Below are 20,377 nucleotides of genomic sequence, written 5' to 3'. Positions count from 1 at the left end.
CCACCCGAACTGTGCGGCGCACGGCGCCTGGACCTCACCGCGTCGGCTGCCGCTCGGTCCCCGCGCCGCACCCGTCCTCCTCCTCCGAGAGCCGCCCGCGGCTCCCGTCGTCCGCCGCGTGGCGTCCGCCGCCGGCCGCCGCGCCGGTCACGGCGTCCGCGCCGCCCAGCGCGCCGTTCCGTTCGCCCGCGCCCAGGCCGGCCCGCGGTGGGCGGCGGCTCCCGCGCCACCCGACGGACCCCGCCACGAGGATGAGCAGGCCGAGGCCCTCGAAGCCCGCCCCCGTCCAGGTCAGGGCGCCCAGCCCGCCCGCTCCGGCGAGCAGTCCGCCGAGGGCGCCGGCCACCGTCTGGCCCAGGTAGACCGCGCTGTTGTTGAGGGCGAGGAGCATGCCGCCGTGCTCGCCGCCGATGGTCAGCAGGCGGTGCTGGACGAGGGGGAAGCACGACCAGTGGACGAGGCCCCAGACGGTGAGGACGACCGCGGTGCCCGCCGTGGAGCGCAGGGCGGGGGCCAGTGCCGCCAGGGTGAGGGCCAGCAGACTCAGGGCGACGGTGAGGCCCCGGCGCGGGTCGACGCGGTCGGCGAGACGTCCGCCGGCCAGTACGCCGACGAAGCTGCCGACGCCGAAGAGGAGCAGGAGCCAGGGCCGTACCGCGGTACCGACGTCCCCGAACCGGTCCAGCAGGGCGCCCAGGTAGGTGTAGACGACGAACGTCCCCACCGCCCAGCACGCCGTCGTCAGCAGGGCGGAGGGTGCCCGCCGGACCCGGAGGGCGGCCGTCCTCCGCCGTACGCCCGCCCCGCCCGGGCCCGGCACCGACGGCAGGCAGGGCCACAGGCCCGCCAGTGTGACCAGGGACAGCAGGACGACGAACCCGAACGCCCAGCGCCAGGAGGACACCTGGCCGATCAGGCTGCCCAGCGGGACGCCGAGGGCGATCGCCGTGGTCATGCCGGCGTAGACGACGGCCAGTGCCCGCCCCCGGCGTTCCGGGGCGGTGATCCCGGCCGCGACGGCCGACGCGGTGGCGGAGTACAGCGCCGCGCCGGCGCCCGCGACGACCCGGCTGAGCAGCAGGACCGGATAGGAGGGCGCGAGGGCGGACAGGAGGTTCCCCGCCGCGAACACGCTCAGGACCGCGACCAGCAGCGGGCGGCGGTCGACGGCCGAGGTGAGGCCCGCCAGGACCGGCGCGGCGATCGCGTAGGTCAGCGCGAACACCGTCACCGTCTGGCCGGCCGCCGCCGTGGACAGTCCCAGCTCGCCGGCCATGGAGGGCAGCAGGTCCGCGACGATGAACAGGTCCGTCCCGATGGCGAACATGCCCAGGGCGAGCAGCCAGATCGCGGCGCCGCCCCCGCCCCTGCCTCCCCGTGTCCGTTCCGGCATCGTGCCGTCCGCCATCGTGCCCACCCCTTCTCGCGCCGCGACCGCGTCGCACACGGCACCCGCCGCATGTAACCGGTCATGTGGTTACTTCGTTCGAGGCGGGTAACCTAACATGGGGTTATGAGTGCGGAGCAAGAGCGTCAGGACCCCGGCTGGGTCTGGTACGGCACCCGGGTCAGCGTCGACTTCGTCAACACCCGGCGGGACCGCTGGGCGGGCGGCCGGGAACTGCTGCGGCACCCCGCCGACCTCACGGCGTGGTTCGAGGCGGCCGCGATCGGCCCCGCCTGCATCCCGGTCGACGAGCCGCTGCTGGCCCAGGCCGTCGAACTGCGCGAGGCCGTGGACGCCGGGCTGCTCGCGGTCGTCGAGGGCGCGGCCTTCCCCGCCGACGCCCAGCGGGTCCTCAACGCGTGGCTGGCCCGCGCCGCCGAGAACCCGCCCCGCCTCGACGTGCGCGACGGCGTCCCGGTGCTGACGGCCGGCGTCCCGCCGGTGGACGCGCGCGGCGCGCTCGGCCGGATCGCCGTGGACGCGGCCGAGATCCTCGGCAGCGCCGACCGCGACCGGCTGCGCGTCTGCTCGGGCGAGCGGTGCAGCGCCCGGTTCTTCGACAACTCGGTCGGACGCAGGCGGCGTTGGTGCTCCATGGCGGCCTGCGGCAACCGCGCCAAGGTGGCCCAGCACCGCCGGGCGCGCGCCTGACGCCGGCCGCCCGGGCCGGAGAAGACGGCGAGGGGCGTGCCGCTTCCCCGCGGCACGCCCCTCAACGGGCCCTCCTCAGCTCACCGTTGGCTGACCCGCACCACCCGCAGCCCCGGCGCCGCGAGAATGTCCTTCTCACAGAACCGGCCACTGATCATGCGGCCCTTCGAGAACAGCTCGGTCTGGTCGCTGTAGTGGGCGGACGACCTGTCGTCCGACTGGGAGTACGACAGCAGGGTCCGGGCGGTCACCGGGCAGGAGCCGCCGCCGAAACCCACCGCCTGGACGTAGCTGGTGCCCAGCGACACCTCCGGGTAGCCGCCGCGCGGGCCGTCCCAGCGGGACTCGACCTTGTTCCACGCACCCAGCACCTCCGTGCCGCCCGGCACCGGGATCCGCTTGCCGTTCCGCACCACGAACTGGTGCGCGCCCAGCGGCGCGTCGAGCGCGATGCCCGCCGACCGCAGGTCGGTCACGGCCGCGGCCAGGGCGCGCGCGAAGCCCGGCTCCGCCGTGTCGAGTGTGTTCGGCGTGGTCACCGGCTTCCGGGCGTCGAACGGCACCCGCCACAACCGGTCCGCCGGCACCTCGCGCACCAGCGCGCGGACGAAGCGGTCGAAGAGCAGCGCGCCCTTGCTGCCGTTGGTCAGCTTGCGGTCCCAGCGGGCCAGGACACCACACGCTCCCGACACGTCGACCGGCCGCCCGTCCCGGCCCTTCGCCGTGCCGCCCGGCAGCTTCGCACAGGCCGCCGCCGCGTCCGCCGCCGCGAGGTCGCCGGTGGGCGCCCGCTCGGCGAACTGCTGCCGCTCCAGGTCCGCCACGGTCAGCCTGCCGCGCTTCGCCATGGCGGCCACGTCCTCCAGCCCGCCGCGCGTCCGCAGCGACCGCTCGGTGGCGACGTCGCCGAAGATCCGCGGGTATCCGGTGAGCGGCCGGTCCGCGTTGGCCAGCCAGGGACTGTCGTTGGAGTTCTCGGCGTACGGCGCGTCGACCAGGGTGGGCATCGCCGACGGTCCGAAGACCCCCGGCTGCAAGGCGTCCCGGTCCTTCCCCAGCGCGCAGGCGCCGCGCGATCCGTCGAGCACCGCGAGCCCCGACGCGGGATACGTCCGCCGGCCCAGGGCCGTCCCGCAGTCGCGCCGTACCGCGTCGGTGACGCGCGGCAGCACCTGCGACTGGGTGTAGAGGCTGTGTCCCCGGGAGTCGGCCGCGATGGTGTTCACCCACGGCAGGCCCTGGGTGCGCCGCAGCGCCTCCCGGACGCCCTTGACGTCGCGCGCCTTGCTCAGGGCCAGCGAGCTGTCGGCGAAGCGGAGTTGGGCGGCGTTCGGGTCGGCCAGGGCGTACACCGAGCCCGGCGTCCACGGCAGCGGCAGGTCGGAGCCGAGCCCGACGACGACGGGCCCGTACCGCGTCCACCACTGGCTGCGGGTGACGTCGGCGAGCCGGCCGTCCTTGCCGCGGACCGCCACGGTGACCTTCCGCTCGGTCATCCGCTCCGGTCTGCCGTCGACCAGGTACGAGCGCGGGTCGCCGGGGACGGGCTTCAGCTCGTACAGGCTCATCGGCACGCCGGTGGCGACCGTGTGGCTCCAGGCCATGGACGCGTTGTGGCCGATCTGGACGGTGGGGGAGCCGAGCAGCGAGGCCCCCGCGACGTCGAGTTCGCCCGGGATGGTCTGCTGCGACTGCCAGAAGCGGCGGCCGCCGTGCCAGGGGTAATGCGGGTTGCCCAGCAGCAGGCCGCGCCCGTTCGCCGTGGTGGCACCCGAGAAGGCGACGGCGTTCGACCCCATTCCCTTGTCGTGGCGGGCGGCGAAGTACGACCGGGCGGCGGCGGCCGGGTCGGCGGCGCCGGACCCGCTCTCGGCGGAACCGGAACCGGAACCGGAGTTGAGAGCGGAAGCGGAACCCGAACCGGAAGCGGTCGCGGCCGGGGGACGGGCGCCGGTGATGGCGTCCGCCAGCGCCCCCTGGCCGCCGAGCACGATCAGCGCGTAACCGCGCCGGGCTACGTCGGTGGCGGTGACCGGGCGGACCCAGTCCTTGCCCCGGCAGGCGGGGTCCGTGACCTTGTTCTTCCGCAGCCAGGCGTTGTAGCCGGCCGCCCAGCCGCGCATCAGCTCCCTGGCCTGCCGTGAGGGGCCTTCGGGCGCCGGCCGGTCGAGCAGCCTCTCGACGGTCCGGGCGTCGCGGACGCCGCGGAAGTACAGGTCGCTGGAGAGATTGGTGGCGGCGTCGGACAGCGACCGGTCCGGGGCCGCGTCCGGCCCGAAGTACCGGGCGCGCTCCCCGCGCAGGGTGACGAAACCGTCGGCCAGTGTGCAGACGGCGTCGGCGGCTTGGGCCCAGCCGTTGCCGAACCCGAGGTTCGCGTAGTCGTCGGCCACGATGTGGGGTATGCCGTACTCGGTGTAGCGGATCACCGCCGAGAGCCCGCCGGCGGACGGCCGGTCGCCACGGTCGGCGGCCCCCGGAGCCGCCGCGGCCGGCAGGGCCCCGGCACCGGTCAGCAGGGCGAGCCCGCCGACGGCCAGGGCGCGGAACGAGTGACGCAAGCGCAAGATGACTCCCATCGTTGAGGGACGACTCAAGAGACTCCCACGACGGTGGGACGGTTGAGGCGAACGCCCGTGCTCCCAGGGTGTTTTCACGCCGTATCGCACCGGACCCGCCCGGCCCTCGCCCCGCGTCCGTCAGCGCTCGTGCGCGCTCATGAGCGTTCGTCAGTGTGCGTCACCGCTCGTCACCGCTCGTCCACGAGTCGCCTGATCTTGCCCACCGACCGTTCCAGCGTCTCCGGCGGTACGATCTCGACGGTCACCGAGACACCGACGTCGTCCTTCACCCTCCGGGCGATCGTCTCCACGGCCGCCGCCCGCTGCTCCGGCGTCGCTCCCGGGCGTGCCTCGGCGCGGACGGTCAGCCGGTCCATCCGGCCCTCCCGGGTGAGGCGGAGCTGGAAGTGGGGCGCCACCCCCGGGACCCGCAGGAGGACCGCCTCGATCTGTCCGGGGAACAGGTTCACCCCGCGGAGGATGATCAGGTCGTCGCTGCGGCCGGCGATCCGCTCCAGCCGGCGGAACTCCCGGGCGGTGCCCGGCAGCAGCCGGGTGAGGTCGCGGGTGCGGTACCGCACGACCGGCATGGCCTCCTTGGTGAGCGAGGTGAGGACGAGCTCCCCGGGCTCCCCGTCGGGCAGCGCCTCGCCCGTGACCGGGTCGACGATCTCCGGATAGAAGTGGTCCTCCCACAGGTGCGGACCGTCCTTGGTCTCCACGCACTCCTGGGCGACGCCCGGCCCCATCACCTCGGAGAGACCGTAGATGTCGACGGCGTCGAGGCCGCACCGCTCCTCGATCTCCCGGCGCATCTCGTCCGTCCACGGCTCGGCGCCGAAGACGCCGACGCGCAGGGCAGTGGAACGCGGGTCGACGCCCTGCCGCTCGAACTCGTCGAGCAGGGTGAGCATGTACGAGGGCGTCACCATGATGACGTCGGGCCGCAGGTCCCGGATGAGGCGCACCTGCCGGGCCGTCATGCCGCCGGACGCGGGAATCACCGTACAGCCCAGCCGCTCGGCACCGTAGTGCGCGCCCAGGCCACCGGTGAACAGGCCGTACCCGTACGCCACATGGACCGTGTCGCCGGGCCGGGCGCCCGCCGCGCGCAGGCTGCGGGCGACGAGGTCGGCCCAGGTGGTGAGGTCCCGCTCGGTGTAGCCGACGACGGTGGGCTCGCCCGTGGTGCCGCTGGAGGCGTGCACGCGCCGGATCCGCTCCCGTGCCACGGCGAACATGCCGTACGGGTAGTGGGCGCGCAGGTCGGCCTTGGTGGTGAACGGGAAGCGGGGGAGGTCGGCGGGCGAGCGGCAGTCCTCCGGCCGGACCCCGGCCTCGTCGAACGCCCGGCGGTAGAAAGGGACGTTGTCGTAGGCGTGCCGCAGCGTGGCGGTCAGCCGCTCCTGTTGCAGCGCCGTCAGCTCGTCGCGCGACAGGCGCTCTCCCGCGTCGAGTGCCGCGGCTGCCGTCATGACGCCCACCCCCGTTGTGCCGACCGATCATTCGGTAGTTTCTCTTCCGGCAAAAGAATCAGCCACTGCCCGCAGACGTCAAGAGGGTGGCGCGCGACTACCCTCACCCGTATGAGTGATCTTGCGTCGGTGGTCGTCAACGGCGTCCGCATCGCCTACCGGACCCACGGCCCCCAAGGGGCGCCGCCCGTCGTGCTGCTGCACTGTCTCGGCGCGAACGGCGGCGACTGGGCGGCCGAGGCCGCCTGGCTGGCCACCACCCACCGCGTGTACGCCGTCGACCTCCGGGGCCACGGCGCCAGCGAGCACATCGGCGACTACGCCCTGCCCGCCCTGCGCGACGACGTCCTCGGCCTCCTCGACGCCCTCGGCCTGGAGCGGGTGACGCTGGCCGGGCACTCCTTCGGCGGAGTCGTCGCCCAAATCGTCGCCCAGGAACGTCCGTCGGCGGTCGCCCGGCTGATCCTGGAGGAGGCTCCGGCGATGCTCCCCGCCGATCCGCCGGCCGTCGTCCCACCGCGCCCGGACGGACCGCTCGGTTTCGACTGGGCAGTCAAGATCCAGTTCACCCGGCAGCGCAACGCCCCCGACCCCGACTGGACCGCGCGCCTCACGAATATCACCGCCCCCACGCTCGTCGTCACCGGTGGTCCCGGCAGTCACCTGCCCCCGCACCTCTTCTCCGCGCTTCTCGAACGGCTCCCGGACGGGCGGCCGGCGGCGCTGGACGGCGCCGGGCACCTCGTCCACACCGCACAGCCCGCCGCGTTCCGGACCGTGGTCGAGCGGTTCCTCGCGGAGACCGCGGACCGGGTGTAGCGGCGGCCTGTCCCGGACGGCGCGCGGTCGCTAGGGTGGCGGGACGGGACACCGTGCGACCGGGAGGGGAACGGCACGTGGCGAAGAGCGCGACCGAGTACCTGGCGGACGACGGGCGGCAGCGGCTGGACCTGTCCAACGCCACCTGGCAGCCGGGCGTCCCGGGTACGGGAGACGTCCAAGTCGGCTTCATCGACGGGTACGTCGCCCTGCGCGACCGGCGCACCCCCGACGTCCCCGCCGTGATCTTCTCCCCGGAGGAATGGCGCGCCTTCGTGGACCTCGCCCGGGAGGGCGAGTTCGACCTCACGTAGCGGAACGCGCGCGCCCCTCCGGGGAATCGGCGGCGTCCACCGGGCCGGGCCCGTCGGCCGGCGGAGCGTCAGCCGGAGGTTCCGGCCCTCGGCCCGTCAGAGCAGCACCACACACCCCCGCGCGGCCAGCGCGTCGAGCAGCCGCGGCGGCGGGTCGAGCGCGTTCCACCGCAGGTCCAGCTTTTCCAGTGCCGGGAGTCCGGTCAGCCAGTCGGGCAGCGACGTCAGCCGGTTGGACCGCAGGTCGAGACGGCGCAGCGCGGGCAGCCCGCGGAGCGGGCCGGGGACGGTGGTCAACGCGTTCTCGCGGAGCTCCAGTTCGCGCAGTGCGCTCAACCGCGACACCGAACCGGGCAGATCCGTCAGGGCGTTGCCGCGCAGCCACAGCTCGCGCAGGGCTGCCAGCCTGCCGATGCCGTCCGGCAGACGGGTCAGGCCGGCGCGCTGAGCCCGCAGCTCCACGAGGGAGCTCATTCCGCCGATGTCCTCCGGCAGTTCCGCCAGCCGGTTGTCGCCCACGTTGAGGTAGCGCACCCGTGACAGCCGCCCCAGCGCGGCGGGCAGGCCGGTGAGCGCGTTGCCGTGCAGGTAGAGGCAGCCGTCCAGACCGGTCAGCGCGCCCAGCTCGGGCGGCAGCGAGGTCAGGGCGTTGTGGCCCAGGTCGAGGGTGCGCAGGCCGGTGAGCCGGCCGATCCGGGCCGGCAGCTCCGTCAGCCCGTTGTCCGCGAGGATCAGCGTCCGGAGGCCCTCCGTCCGCCAGACCTCCTCCGGTACGTGTCCAAGCCCGTGCCGCCAGTAGTCGAGCGTGCCGTTCCGCATCGCCGGTCCCCTCCCGGAACCGCCCCGGCGGGCCCGGGGCGCGGCGACGGTACCAGGGGGCCGCTCGTGCCCGGCGGGCCGGGGTTCCCCCGGGGGCGCCGCCCGTCACCGGGCACGTACGATGTGGGCATGTCCTTCCTCCGCCGCCGCAGCGCCGCCACCCCCACGGGGCCGGACTTCGACGTCCTCGCCATGGACCCCGGTGACTGGCCGGGCGACCTCGGTGCCGGGCTGCTGCCCGCGCCCGACGGCAGTTGCCAGGGCGTCTTCCTCCGCTACGACCTGTTCGGCGGGCGCGGCCCGGCGATGATCATCGGCAATCTCCCCGAGGGCTCCCCGGCCCGGGAGCTGGAGGAGGGCCAGGTGCCCTTCGAGGTGGCGCAGCTCCTGGCCGCGCTCGGCAACGACGAGCCGGTCACGGTGGTGGAGACCGAGGACACCCCGGTCATGCACGAGGACAACCTGCTGATCGTGCGCCGCCTGAAGTGTTCGGAGAGCCGCGTCTCCTGCACCCAGTTCGACCGCAGCGACGGCGTCCTCGTCACCATCGCGAGCTGGGACCGCCCGATCACGGACGACCTCTACCAGTTGCTCAAGCCGCTCCCCGCGGAGATGTTCCAGGCGGGCTGAGCCCCGGAACCCCGCCGGGCGCCTTCCCCGGGCCGGCCCGTTCGCCAGGCCCGGGGAATACGCGCGTCCGTCAGCGGTTCGACGAGCGCACCGTCACGTCGGCCGCCCGGACGAAGGCCACCCGGTGGCCGAACTGGATCTCGTAGTACACGTCCTTGCCCCGCACCACCACGTGCTTCGCGGGGTCGAAGTCCTTGGCGTACAGGTACTCCGCGGCGCTCGTCCCGCCCAGCACATACGCCTGCCCGGCGGACAGCTTGTACGGCAGCGGGGTCACCGCCTGCACCGGCACCCCCGCCGGGTACGCCTCCTTCTCCGGGTACGCCCGGCCGTAGACCGGGACCTCCTTCAGCCCCTCGCGCGGCGTCACCAGCTTCCCGCGCGCCCCCAGCGCCACCGGCTCCCACCACGGGTCGCGGAACCACGCCTTCTGCCCCAGGTACCAGACGGCCGTCCAGCCCGGCAGCCGGTCGGCCACCGCGAACTGCTGCCCGGTCGAGGCCCGGGCCCCCGTGTCGTTGACGTCGGTGGTCGACGCGCTGCCGTCCGGGCGCAGCCCGACATCCCTGACCAGCGGCGCGTCGTCCCGCGGCGCCACGTGCAGCCGGACCGCGCCGGAACCGTGCGGCGCGCACTCCTGGCCGGGCTTCTCACAGCCGGTGTACACCGGCTCGTTGTCGTCGTAGTCCGGGCTGATCGTCACCATGCCGCTGAACGGGCTCGCCGTCGGGTGGAAGGGCTTGCCCAGCAGCTCGAAGTAGTGGGACCAGTCCCAGTAGGGGCCCGGGTCGGTGTGCATGCCCTTGATCGTCGACGGGACCGTGCCGGGGACGTTGTCATGCCCCAGGACGTGCTGCCGGTCCAGCGGGATGTCCAGCTTCCGCGCCAGATGGCGCACCAGCCGGGCCGACGTCCGGTACATCTCCTCCGTGTACCAGGCGTCCGGACGGGCCAGGAAGCCCTCGTGCTCGATGCCCACCGACTTGGAGTTCACGTACCAGTTGCCGGCGTGCCAGGCCACGTCCTTCACCGGCACGTGCTGGGCGATGAGGCCGTCGGTGGAGCGGACCGTGTAGTGCCACGACACGTACGCCGGATCCTTTATCAACTGGAGGGTCTTCTCCCAGGTGGCCTCCGTGTCGTGGATGACGATGAAGTCCGCCTTCTGCGTGGTGGGGCGGTCGGCCACGTCGTGGTTGCCGTAGTCCGAACCCTCCAGCCGCTGGTAGGGCGCGGGGACGGACTCACACACGACGGTCTCGGGGCACTCGACGCCCTCGGCCGGGGGCATCGCCCGGCCCGTCCGCTCCCGGTGCGGGACGAGACGCGGGTCGGCCGCCAGCGTCACCCGCTGTCCTGCGTCGGTCGTCCGCCGGGCGCCGGTGCGGATCAGCTCGAAGACGTCGTCGGCGTAGGCGCGCGCGGTCGCCGGGTCCGCGGCGCCGGACCAGCGCGCCACCGCCCCGTACCAGTCGGCGGCGCCCCCGCCGGCCGGACGGCCGAGCCGGCGCTGGGCGTCGGCGAGCAGGGCCGCCCCGCCGCGCACATTGGCGGCGGGGTCCGTCCGCAGCGCCTCGGGCCGCAGCCCCGTGAGGCCGGCGGCCCGGTCCAGGGTGCGCAGCCGCTCCGGGAGCTCGCCGGCCGGGGGCGAGACGCGGTGCGCGTCCGCCGCCGCGCGGTTCGCGGCCCGGCGCGGCCGGGCGGCGTCGCCGCGCGCGTCCTCGCCGGCGTCGCCGTGGTGCGGACGCTCCCGGGTGGTGGCCAGGGCCGTGGCGGCGTCGGTGAGGTGCATCGGGCCGTAGCCGCCCGTGACGCTGGGCGCCCCCGCATGGGTGTCCCAGCGCGACTGGAGGTAGGACACGGCGAGCAGGACGCTCGACGGCACGTGGTACTCGGCCGCCGCCCGGGCGAAGTCCCGCTGGAGCACGTCGGGGCCGCTCGCGGCGGCGTCGGCGGCCGGCAGGCCCGAGACCAGCGGGAGCAGCAGGGCGGCCGACGCGAGCGCGCCGGCCGCCCCGCGGGCATGGCCGCTTCCACCGGCCGTGCGGACTCTTCGGAAGGGTCTCCGTGGCGTGTGCTCTGGAACGGGAGCGGGAGCTCGCAAGGCAGCCTCCTCGAGGACGGGCCGGGCCGTACCGTGCGCCGGAGTGGTGGCGACCCGAACCTACCAAGCGGCGGTGCCGAACAGACGATCCGTCAATCAGACTGGAACGCACGTTATGGGCACGTCAACGCCTGGGCTGCGGGAACCTCTGCGACCCTCTGCGCCGGAGGAGTGAACGCCGACACGCCGCGCCCGGGGCACGGCGTGTCGGCGGGTGCGGCGGGCCTCAGCGGGTGCCCACCGCGGCTCGGACGGCCCGTCGGGCCAGCGCGCAGTCGTCGTGCAGCCGACGCAGCAGGAGCCGCTGCTCCTCGCCGGTGTCCGGGGCGCCCGGCGGGACCGGCTCCTGCTGGGCCCGCTGGACGGCCAGCTCGTACGTCCGGATCTCGCGGGTGAGCACGAGCATCAGATTCACCAGAAAGGCGTCACGCGCCGGCGTCCCCGCGGCCTGCGCGTGCTGGCTGATCTGCCGGCGCGCCAGGGGGGCGTCCCCCAGCACCGTCCACAGCGTCGCCAGGTCGTACCCCGGGAGGTACCAGCCCGCCTGACCCCAGTCGACCAGCACCGGGCCGGCGGGGGAGAGGAGCATGTTCCCGAGGTGCGCGTCACCGTGGCAGAACTGGCCCTGGACATGCGCCAGGCCGTGGAGCAGCTTCTGAAGATCCCCCATGTCCCGGTCGGTGAGCAGGCCGAGCTCGTGATAGCGGGTGATGTGCTTCGCGTAGTCGAGCGGCATGTCGAACACGCCGACCGGCGGCTGCCAGAGGTTCACCCGGCAGACCGCGCCGAGCGCCACCCGCACGTCGGCGCGCGGTGGGGTGTCCGCCGGATGCCGCCGCAGGGCGGCCGGGCGGCCCGGCATGCGCTCGACGACCAGGATGCCGTTCTCCGGGTCCGCGGCGATCAGCCGCGGCACCCGGACCGGCGGACGGTGCCGCACGAAGGTGCGGTACGCCGCTATCTCCTGCCGGAACCGCTCGGCGCCCGCGGGGGAGCGGTCGAGTAAACACTTCGCCACGGCGCTGGTGCGCCCGGCGGTGCCGACCAGCACCACGGAGCGCCCGCTCCGGCGCAGCACCTGGCTCGGAGCGAACTCCGGGCAGATGCGGTGCACCGAGGCGATCAGCGAGCGCAACTCCGGGCCGTCGGGGCCGGACAGGTCGATCCTCCCGCCGACCGGCGGTGTGCCGAACCCGGGGCCCCTCCGCGCCCGTCCGCCCCCGAACGCGGCTCCCACGGCATGGGAGGGGTCGAGGTACGGTCCGCCGCCCTGCGGCGGGCGGATCTGCTGCGGCCGCGGGGGCCGGAGCGGAGCGGACACGGAGGCCGATGCTGCATACATGGGCGGAACAGATCCCTTCGTGTGCCGGCGAATTGCGCCGCGCCCCCGGACCGCCCCCGCCTGCGCGGGGACGCTTGCCTTCGAATCCGGCCCTTCCCGCCCGGTCCGGCGGCCCGACCCGGAACGAGCCGCGTCGGGCCGGACCGGTCCCGCCCGGCAGTGTGCCGGTCGGATCCGGTCCGGTCCGACCGCTTCGCGATCGGGCCGGCCCACGGTCGTCGCGCACCCTGGGGAATGCGCGCCGGGTGGTCGGGGTGGCGCGTTCCTACATCACACCCATCGACGGGTGGCACACCATCTGGCGAGCCCTGGCGAACCCTGGCGAATAGTCGCCTGGCATCTGAGGGACCGCTACCTTCAAGTCAGCCGAGGAACCTGGGGGCTTGACGTGACGAGGGAACCCAACACCCGCCTGGCGGATCTGTTCGGACTGGCCGGATGGTCCAAGGGCGAGCTCGCGAGGCTGGTCAACCGGCAGGCGGCGGTCATGGGACATCCGCAGTTGGCGACCGACACCTCACGGGTGCGGCGCTGGATCGACATGGGGGAGTCCCCGCGCGATCCCGTGCCCCGGGTGCTGGCCGCCCTCTTCACCGAGCGCCTCGGTCGTGTCGTGACCATCGAGGACCTCGGGTTCTGCCGGCGCGGGCGAGCGGGCAAGGGACAGTCGCAGGACGGTCTCCCCTGGCCGCCCGAGCGGACGGCCGCGGTCCTCACCGAATTCACGGGAATGGACCTCATGCTCAACCGACGCGGCTTGGTGGGCGCGGGCGCCGCGCTCGCCGCAGGCTCAGCACTCAGCGGGGCGATGCACGACTGGCTGCACTCCGATCCGGCCCTCGCCTCGGACGCCCCCCGTTTCGACGACCCCCTGCACCGCGCCTCCTACCCGGGCCACGCCGAACAGGCGGGCTTCGAGCGGTACGAGGCGGCCCCGGTGGGCTCCTCCGAGATCGACGAGCTGGAGCGCTCGGTCGACATCTTCCGCGCGTGGGACGCGGCCCGCGGCGGCGGGCTCCAGCGCAAGGCCGTGGTCGGCCAGCTCAACGAGGTGGGCGGCATGCTCGCCTACCGCCACCCCGAGCACCTCCAGCGCAGGCTCTGGGGGGTGGCGGCCAACCTGGCGGTGCTGGCCGGCTGGATGTCCCACGACGTGGGGCTGGAGCCCACCGCGCAGAAGTACTTCGTGATCGCGGCCCACGCGGCCCGGGAGGGCGGCGACCGGCCCCGGGCCGGCGAGGCGCTGTCCCGGGCCGCCCGGCAGATGGTGCACCTCGGCCGCCCCGGCGACGCGCTCGACCTGATGAAGCTCGCCAAGTCCGGCTCGGGCGACGAGGCCCTGCCGCGCACCCGGGCGATGCTCTGCACCGTCGAAGCCTGGGCGCAGGCGGCGATGGGCCGGGGCCAGGCCATGCGGCGGACCCTGGGCCAGGCCGAGGAGCTGTTCGTCGCGGACAAGGGGGACGTACCCCCGCCGAGCTGGATGCAGATGTTCAACGAGGCGGATCTGCACGGCATGCAGGCCCTGGCCTACCGCACCCTCGCCGAGCACGATCCGTCCGCCGCGGCCGTGGCACAGCGCCACGCCCTCCAGGCGCTGCGGCTCCGCGCCGGGACCAACCAGAAGCGGTCGATCATCTTCGACCACATCTCCATGGCCTCCGCCTGCTTCCTCGACGAGGACCCCGAGCAGGGCTGTTCCTACGCCCGGAAGGCGCTGCGCTCCATCGGGGAGAACTCCTCCCACCGCACCTGGGACCGGCTGCGGGAGATGTACCTGCTCACCGACAGGTACTCCGGGTTCCCGCAGGTCGCCGAGGTGCGGCAGGAGATCGAGCGGGCGCTGCCCAAGGCGCCGGGCGGCCGGGGCCGGACGGCCACGGCCTGAGCCCCGGGGCTCGCGAGCCCCACGGACAGCGCTCCCGCCGGCCGTGCCGGCCGGTGGCCGGAGAGCCGGACCACGGGCGCGCGCGGACCACCGGTCAGGAGGAGGCGACCCGGGCCACCAGCACACACCCGCCGTCGTCTCGTGCCACCCCGCTCCACTCCTCCAGGACGGCCCGGACGCACTCCTGCGCGCTGCGGGCCGCGGCGAACCGGGCCGCCAGCCCGGGCAGCGGCTCCGCCCTCCCGCCGGCCTCGGGGTCGCGGGGCGACAGGCCGCCGGTGTGCAGGACGAGCACGTCACCGGGGAGCAGCCGCTCCTCGGCCTGGACGTAGCCGGCCCGTGCGACGGCACCGAGGGGTACGCCCGCCGGAGCCCGCAGCGGGCGTACGCGCCCCTCGCGGAACAGCAGGGGGGCGGGGTGGCCCGCCCGGGCCCACAGCAGCGTGCGGGTGGCGGCGTCGTACCGGCAGCAGACCGCGCCGCCCAGGGCGGGCCGGTCGGAGGCGGTGGCCAGGTGGTTGAGGCAGTCGAGCAGCGGGCCCGGCTCGGTGCCGGCCACGGCCATGCCGCGGACCGCGCCGAGCAGCACCGCCGTTGCGGAGGCCGCGGCCACGCCCCGGCCGGTCAGCCCGCCCGCGCTGAGCAGGGTGCGGCCGTCGGGCAGTGGCAGGGCGTCGCACCAGCCGCCGACGGCGTCGGTGTCCGTGGCGGGGAGATGGCGGGCGGCGACGTCGAGCGTCCCGCCGGGCCCGGCCGGGCCGCCCCGGGCGGGCCGGTCCGGCTCGTGCCAGGGCGGCAGCACCGCTTCCTGGAGCTCGGCCGCCAGTCGCCGTTCGGCCACGGCGCGCCGCCGGTGCGCCCGGAGCGAGTCCCCGGTCGCGTCGACGGCGTCCCGGCTGCGCCGCAGCGCGGTGACGTCCCGGAGCACGGCCCACATGGCGGCCGTGCAGCCGTCGTCGTCGAGGACGGGCTCGCCCATCATGTGCAGGGTGCGGGGGGAGCCGCCGGGGCGGACGACGCGGAACTCGCCGTCGATGGGCTTGCCGTCCACCAGGCAGTCCGTGACCAGCGCGGTGAGCAGCTCCCGGTCCTCCTCGATCAGCAGGGAGGGGAACTCGTCCAGGGTGAGGGCGCCGTCCTCCGGCCGTCGGCCGAGGATCCGGAACAGCTCGTCGGACCAGGTCACCTCGTCGGTGAGCAGGTTCCACTCGGCGCTGCCCGCGGGGGCCGGGGATAACGCCGCGGGTGTCGCCTCCCGCGATGCCCCGGGCTCCCCTGGCCCGGGCAGTCCTTCCCGCAGCCGGCCGAGGTGGGCGCCGAGGTCGTCCAGTTGGTGGGCGGCGAGGTCGCAGAGCGCGCGCCGCCAGCGCTCGGCCGGGTCGCCGGCCGGCTCCTCGCCGGCCGTCTCGCGGCGGATGGCGTCGATCCCGCCTCTGAGCCGCCGCGTCTGCGAGATCAGAGCGTCGACCGCGCCGGGGGCGGTGGGCCCGCCCGGGGCGCGGCCGGCCGGGTGCTCCGCGGGTGAGGCAGAAGAAGGGGACGGCATCAGGTACTCCGATGAGGCGGGCGCGGCCGACGCCGGCGTGGTCCGCGAGAGCGGCCGGAAGACTGCGTGACGACTCTTGCACAGCGGGCGAGGGCCCGTAAGCGGTTTGGCCATACCCGATCCGGTGGTGACGCTGACATATGCCAACGGCGTGCCGGGGAAAATCGGACAGAGGCTCGGCGGAACGCCCGACTCCGGGTAGGCTGCGGGCGCTCGGTCACCGAGTCCCCACAGTTCACCGGGCATAGCCCGGGTGGACACCGGCAAGAATGCCGGACGACGGAAATCCCGTTGCCAGCCGACCCCCCGCACCGGATGCTGACCTCATGTTCGATCCAGACATAGCGCCCAGCGGCACCCTGCTCGGCCTCCTCCAGCGAGGCCGCGGCGACGGGACCCTGCACGCCCTCGCGGCGCCCCGGGCCGAGGCCCTCGCGGCGCTGAACCAGTGCGTGCTCCGCGACCCCCGGCGCGACTGGCAGGTCGAGAACCGGTCCCTGTACTACGCGCGGCTCTACCTGGATCTCGACGGCGACCTGGCGGAGATCGAGGAGCACCTCTTCCACCCGGACGACCTCCTCGACCCCGCGGAGGAGCGCACCGGCCTGGCCCTCGCCGTCCTCGGCCACCTCGCCGCGTACGGACGCGAGGACGCGCTGCCCCTGCTCCGCCGCTACGCCGCCACCGGCGGCAACTGGAGCTGGGCCCTGGACGAGCTGGCGCTGCGCGACGACGACGCCGCCCTGGCCGCCCTCGGCGAGGCCGTCGTCGCCCGCTTCCCGGAGTCCCCCGAGGGCGAGGCCGCCCTGGCCGCCGCGGTGCGGGACGCCTTCGAACCCCGCCCCTGGCGGATCTGGGCCGAGGACCCGCACGCACCGGCCACCGCCGCCCGGGTGCGCGCCGCCCGGGAGCAGGGCTCCTTCGACCGCTGGCAGCGGCAGTTGCGGCCGGCCGGCCCCCGGCCCGGCTGGAGCGTGCGCGAGGTGCTCGACTGGGCCCAGGAAGGCCTCGCCCTCCACCCGCCCCAGCACCGCCACGTCCCCGCGACCCGCTGCCTCAACGCCGTCGCGGGACCCGAGGACCGCCTGGAGATCATCGAGGCCGCCGCCTTCGGCCCCGAGGCCGCCCGTGCCACCGCGCTGCGCTACCTCGCCGAGCACGAGGACCCCCAGGCCCTGGAGCTGATCGAGGCCGCCGCGGCGGACCCGTCCGGCGCCGTGGCGGACGCCGCGGTGACCGCCTTCGAGCGCATGCGCGGCCCCGCCGCCCTGGAGCGCGCCCGCGCCTGGGTGCACCGGACGGACGCCCTGGGCGCCGCCGCCGCGGGCATGCTCGCCTGCCGGGGTGCCGCCTACGACGCGCCGCTCGTCCTGGGCGCCCTGCGCCGGGTCGTCCGCACCGAGGGGCCGGACGCCCCCGTGCTCTGGGACCTCGTCGACGGGGCGGGCCGCCTCGTGATCGCCTGCGCCGCGCCGGTCCTGCGTCACCTGTACCGCGAGACGTCCTCCTCCCACCTGCGCGGCCGGGCCGCCCGGGCGCTGGCCGCCACGGACCCCTCGTTCGCCGCCGGATTCGCCGTCGAGTGCCTGTGGGACTGCGAGGAGACCACCCGCGAGCTCGCGGCCCGGCACGTGGCCACGGCGGACTCCCGGGTCGTGGACCAGCTCCGCCGGCTCGCCGCCGATCCGGCCGAGGAGGAAGAGGTCCAGACCGCGGCCTTCGACCGCTTCGGCCCGGACACGACACCGGTCTGAACGGCGCTCCCGGGCCGGGACGGGCGCGCGCCCGCCGTACCGTTCCGGTGGCGATCCGCGCCCGACAGGCCCCGGCGCGCCCCTTTTGTGCGAAGCTGTGGCGAACACCCGTGTCTTCAGGAGGTATTGATGCCCGATTCAACAGCGGGGGAGCAAGGCGGCGCCGGTACAGGCGGGGCCGCGGAGGACGATGTGAAGCGCAGGTTCCGCGAGGCGCTGGACCGCAAGCGGGGGAAGACGGCCGAGGGGAGCGCCGGCGCCCGGGTGCAGGACGGGCCGAAGATCCACGGCACCCACGGGAAGGCCGGCGGACAGCGGTCGTTCCGCCGCAAGAGCGGCTGACGGCCGGCGCGTCCGGCCGCGGTCCGGCGACGGCCCGGCGCCGTCCGCACCCCTGAGGCCCGCCCGAGACCCCTGACGTCTCCCGGCCCGGGCCCGGCGTCCTCGCGCCCGGGCCCCCTATCCGCCTCCCCGGGCCCGGTGCCCCCGGGCCCGGGGACCGCCTCGCCCCTCCCTCACACCCGCCGCAGCACCACGACCGCGTTGTGCCCGCCGAAGCCGCACGAGTCGCTGGCCACGGCGTCGACGCGGCACGGCCGCGCCTCCTTCGCCACCACGTCCAGGTCCAGCTCCGGATCGAGCCGCTCGAAGTTGGCGGTCGGCGGGACGAGCCGGTGCTCCAGCGTCAGCACGCCCAGTGCCGCCTCGACGGCCCCGGCGGCCCCGAGCATGTGCCCGGTCACGCCCTTGACGGAGGTCACCGGCGGCGGCCGGCGGCCGAACACCCGGCTCAGGGTCTGTCCCTCGATCCGGTCGTTCATCGGGGTGGAGGTGCCGTGCGCGGTCACGTGCCCGATGTCCGCCGGCTCCAGCCCGGCGTCCGCCAGCGCCGCTCTGAACGCCCGTTCCAGTCCGGCCCCTTCGGGGTGCGCGGCGGCGTGGTGGAAGCCGTCGGTGGAGGTGCCGTGCCCGGCCAGCAGCGCCCGTACCGGGGCCCGCCGGGCGCGGGCGTCGGGGAGCCGTTCGAGGACGAGGATCCCGGCCCCCTCGGCGAGGACGAATCCGTCCCGGTCGGCGTCGAACGGGCGGCTGGCCCCGGCCGGGTCGTGCAACCGGGTGGAAAGCGCCTTCATCTGCGAGAACGACACCGACGACAGCGGGTGGCAGGGGGCTTCCGCCCCGCCCGCGAGCACGATGTCGCAGCGGCCGGCCAGCAGCAGGTCCCGGGCCGTGCACAGGGCGGTCGTCCCCGAGGCGCAGGCCGTGGTCACCGCTGTGCTGGGGCCGAGCGCCCGGAGGGCCAGACCGATCTCGCCCGCCGCCGCGTTCACCATGACACGGGGAACGGTGAGCGGGGACACGCCCTCGTAGTCGGCGCGCTGGAACTTGGCGAAGCTCCGCGCCGCCGTCTCCTTGCTCTCCGACCCCACGCCCACGACGACGCCGACGCGCGCGCCGTCCCAGGTCGCCGGGTCCAGGCCGGCGTCGGCCACCGCCTCCCACGCGGCGGTCAGGGCGAGGTGGGCGACGCGGTCCATGCGCCACGCCTGGCGGCCGACGGCGGCCCGGACGTCGTAGGCGGGGACCCGGCAGCTCAGCGGCACCGGTACGCCCGCGAGTTCGGGATCGACGGCGGCCGTCGGTACCCCCGAGCACACCCGCCGCCAGGTCGCCTCGGTGCCCACCCCGGCGGGCGTGACCAGCCCCAGTCCGGTGACCGCGACGCCGTCGCCGCTCACGCGGCCGGGCCCGGGGTCCCGGTGACCGACTCGGGCGCCCGCTGGGCCGCCTCCACCGCGGCCACCGCCTCGGCGAACGTCGTGCGCAGGGAGAGCGGGTCCGCACCGGACGGGATCCGCAGGCCCAGGTCGTCCTTGAGCACACACATCATCTCCACCAGGGCGAGCGAGTCCATGCCGAGGTCTTCCATGGTGCTCTCGGGGCGGATGCTCTCCGCCGGGATGTCGAAGTACCGGCCCATACAGGATTTGATGGGCTCGTACAGAGACGTCATGCCTGTTCCTCACTGCCGAAGGGCCCGGGGACCGAGGGGTGCCGGGGACCGAGGGGAGGGGCGCCGGGGAGCCGCGGGGCCCGGGTCGCCGGGCGGGCGCCCGCGGCACGGACCGTCCGCACCCGGACACCCCGCTCCCGCGAGGCGCCGGCACCGCCCCACGCCGGACGGGCCGCCGTCCCCGTCGGTCCGGCCCGTACGCCACTCACCCGCGGCAACCTAACAACCAGGCTGTATGACGATCGCCGACGCGCGCGGGCCGGTCGGCGCGATGACACCTGTCCGGAGCAACGCACGTCCGCCGACGCGCCGGGCCTCCGGGGCGGCCGGGTCACTGCACGTCGAACTCGTTGCCCTCGGGGTCGGTCATCGTCACATGCCCGCCGCCGTGCCCGGTGACCACACGCAGCACCGACGCCCCCAGCCCCTCCAGGCGCGCCACCTCGGCGTCACGCTCACCGGCGGCGGCGTGGACGTCGATGTGGAGCCGGTTCTTGCCCCGCTTGGGCTCGGGGACGGCGTGGAAGAGGATCCGGCGTCCGAGTCCCATGCCGCGCTCCGCGTCGAACGGGTCGTCGGGGTGCCGGATCGCGGCCAGCTCCCGCCAGGCCCGGCGGCCGGCGACCTCGACGACGGCCTCCGGTCCGACGGCGCCGGCGCCGAGCAGGTGGGCGATGAGGGCGTCGTGGTCCTCGACCTCGTAGCGGAGGGCCGCGCCCCAGAAGGCGGCCAGCCGGTTCGGGTCGGCGCAGTCGACGACGAGCTTCCAGTGCAGGGCCATGGGGTCTCCAGGAGTAGGGGGTGGGGGAAGGGGCAGACGGGACGTGACCCGCTGTCGGGCCCCGCCGCGCCGGAGCCCTTCACGGTCGCCACATGATCGAACAGGCTATCGGCGTGGAACCGACTCCGCTCCCTCGCGCGGAACGCGCTCTGCTCACCACCGGGCGATGTGCGGATAATGGGGGGTTCCGTCAGGCGGCCGCCGAGCATGCCGGCCGGCCGGCGGTCCGACA

17 protein-coding genes are annotated in these 20,377 nt (G+C 75.1%); 7 read left to right on the top strand and 10 right to left on the bottom strand.

Going from position 1 to position 20,377, the window contains the following annotated elements:
- Window positions 1-34: 34 nt before the first annotated feature.
- Window positions 35-1,408: an MFS transporter gene (locus tag ACZ6X9_RS23400; protein WP_469779940.1), complete on the bottom strand. Its 1,374-nt coding sequence runs from the start codon at window positions 1,406-1,408 to the stop codon at window positions 35-37.
- 105 nt (window positions 1,409-1,513) lie between these two features.
- Here ACZ6X9_RS23400 and ACZ6X9_RS23395 point away from each other — a divergent pair, with 105 nt between their 5' ends.
- Window positions 1,514-2,098 (top strand): CGNR zinc finger domain-containing protein, encoded by a 585-nt coding sequence (locus ACZ6X9_RS23395; protein WP_469779939.1) that lies wholly within the window; start codon window positions 1,514-1,516, stop codon window positions 2,096-2,098.
- An 80-nt stretch (window positions 2,099-2,178) separates the two neighbouring features.
- Here the strand turns inward: ACZ6X9_RS23395 and ACZ6X9_RS23390 are convergent, their stop codons facing one another.
- Both ACZ6X9_RS23390 and paaK read right to left on the bottom strand, forming a co-directional pair.
- Window positions 2,179-4,665, bottom strand: coding sequence for a penicillin acylase family protein (locus ACZ6X9_RS23390; protein WP_469779938.1), 2,487 nt, complete (start codon window positions 4,663-4,665; stop codon window positions 2,179-2,181).
- Window positions 4,666-4,847: 182 nt separating this feature from the next.
- The gene (gene paaK / locus ACZ6X9_RS23385; RefSeq protein WP_469779937.1) at window positions 4,848-6,134 is read right to left on the bottom strand and encodes a phenylacetate--CoA ligase PaaK; all 1,287 of its coding nucleotides are present in this window, start codon (window positions 6,132-6,134) and stop codon (window positions 4,848-4,850) included.
- Window positions 6,135-6,245: 111 nt separating this feature from the next.
- Here paaK and ACZ6X9_RS23380 point away from each other — a divergent pair, with 111 nt between their 5' ends.
- Complete coding sequence (locus ACZ6X9_RS23380) at window positions 6,246-6,953, top strand: alpha/beta fold hydrolase (protein WP_469779936.1); 708 nt, start codon at window positions 6,246-6,248, stop codon at window positions 6,951-6,953.
- A gap of 77 nt (window positions 6,954-7,030) precedes the next feature.
- The gene (locus ACZ6X9_RS23375; protein ID WP_469779935.1) at window positions 7,031-7,267 is read left to right on the top strand and encodes a DUF397 domain-containing protein; all 237 of its coding nucleotides are present in this window, start codon (window positions 7,031-7,033) and stop codon (window positions 7,265-7,267) included.
- Window positions 7,268-7,363: 96 nt separating this feature from the next.
- Here ACZ6X9_RS23375 and ACZ6X9_RS23370 read toward each other — a convergent pair whose 3' ends face one another.
- Window positions 7,364-8,086, bottom strand: coding sequence for a leucine-rich repeat domain-containing protein (locus ACZ6X9_RS23370; protein ID WP_469779934.1), 723 nt, complete (start codon window positions 8,084-8,086; stop codon window positions 7,364-7,366).
- Between the two features lie 129 nt (window positions 8,087-8,215).
- Here ACZ6X9_RS23370 and ACZ6X9_RS23365 point away from each other — a divergent pair, with 129 nt between their 5' ends.
- Complete coding sequence (locus tag ACZ6X9_RS23365) at window positions 8,216-8,716, top strand: hypothetical protein (RefSeq protein ID WP_436781468.1); 501 nt, start codon at window positions 8,216-8,218, stop codon at window positions 8,714-8,716.
- Window positions 8,717-8,786: 70 nt separating this feature from the next.
- Here the strand turns inward: ACZ6X9_RS23365 and ACZ6X9_RS23360 are convergent, their stop codons facing one another.
- Window positions 8,787-10,820: an N-acetylmuramoyl-L-alanine amidase gene (locus ACZ6X9_RS23360; RefSeq protein WP_469779933.1), complete on the bottom strand. Its 2,034-nt coding sequence runs from the start codon at window positions 10,818-10,820 to the stop codon at window positions 8,787-8,789.
- Between the two features lie 226 nt (window positions 10,821-11,046).
- Complete coding sequence (locus ACZ6X9_RS23355; protein ID WP_469779932.1) at window positions 11,047-12,162, bottom strand: aminoglycoside phosphotransferase family protein; 1,116 nt, start codon at window positions 12,160-12,162, stop codon at window positions 11,047-11,049.
- A 388-nt stretch (window positions 12,163-12,550) separates the two neighbouring features.
- Between ACZ6X9_RS23355 and ACZ6X9_RS23350 the strand changes: the two genes are divergently transcribed.
- The gene (locus tag ACZ6X9_RS23350) at window positions 12,551-14,050 is read left to right on the top strand and encodes a DNA-binding protein NsdB (protein ID WP_469779931.1); all 1,500 of its coding nucleotides are present in this window, start codon (window positions 12,551-12,553) and stop codon (window positions 14,048-14,050) included.
- Window positions 14,051-14,144: 94 nt separating this feature from the next.
- Here ACZ6X9_RS23350 and ACZ6X9_RS23345 read toward each other — a convergent pair whose 3' ends face one another.
- Window positions 14,145-15,596, bottom strand: a complete 1,452-nt coding sequence (locus tag ACZ6X9_RS23345) for a PP2C family protein-serine/threonine phosphatase (RefSeq protein WP_469779930.1) — start codon at window positions 15,594-15,596, stop codon at window positions 14,145-14,147.
- Window positions 15,597-15,922: 326 nt separating this feature from the next.
- On the opposite strand from ACZ6X9_RS23345, the gene ACZ6X9_RS23340 reads away from it, so the two are divergent.
- Window positions 15,923-17,350, top strand: a complete 1,428-nt coding sequence (locus tag ACZ6X9_RS23340; RefSeq protein WP_469779929.1) for a HEAT repeat domain-containing protein — start codon at window positions 15,923-15,925, stop codon at window positions 17,348-17,350.
- Window positions 17,351-17,479: 129 nt separating this feature from the next.
- On the top strand, window positions 17,480-17,692 hold the full coding sequence (locus ACZ6X9_RS23335) for a DUF5302 domain-containing protein (RefSeq protein ID WP_469779928.1): 213 nt from the start codon (window positions 17,480-17,482) through the stop codon (window positions 17,690-17,692).
- A gap of 173 nt (window positions 17,693-17,865) precedes the next feature.
- On the opposite strand, the gene ACZ6X9_RS23330 is transcribed toward ACZ6X9_RS23335, so the two are convergent.
- The 3 genes from ACZ6X9_RS23330 to ACZ6X9_RS23320 form a co-directional block, all read right to left on the bottom strand.
- On the bottom strand, window positions 17,866-19,089 hold the full coding sequence (locus ACZ6X9_RS23330; RefSeq protein ID WP_469779927.1) for a beta-ketoacyl-[acyl-carrier-protein] synthase family protein: 1,224 nt from the start codon (window positions 19,087-19,089) through the stop codon (window positions 17,866-17,868).
- Window positions 19,086-19,364: an acyl carrier protein gene (locus ACZ6X9_RS23325; RefSeq protein WP_469779926.1), complete on the bottom strand. Its 279-nt coding sequence runs from the start codon at window positions 19,362-19,364 to the stop codon at window positions 19,086-19,088. Before ACZ6X9_RS23325 ends, ACZ6X9_RS23330 begins: the two co-directional genes overlap by 4 nt.
- Window positions 19,365-19,695: 331 nt before the next feature.
- Window positions 19,696-20,145: a VOC family protein gene (locus tag ACZ6X9_RS23320; RefSeq protein ID WP_469779925.1), complete on the bottom strand. Its 450-nt coding sequence runs from the start codon at window positions 20,143-20,145 to the stop codon at window positions 19,696-19,698.
- Window positions 20,146-20,377 lie beyond the last annotated feature (232 nt).

The sequence above is a fragment of the Streptomyces sp. NPDC052910 genome (genome assembly GCF_055585605.1).
The sequence above is the reverse complement of the archived record's forward strand: the minus strand, read 5'-3'. Positions and strand labels throughout refer to the sequence as shown.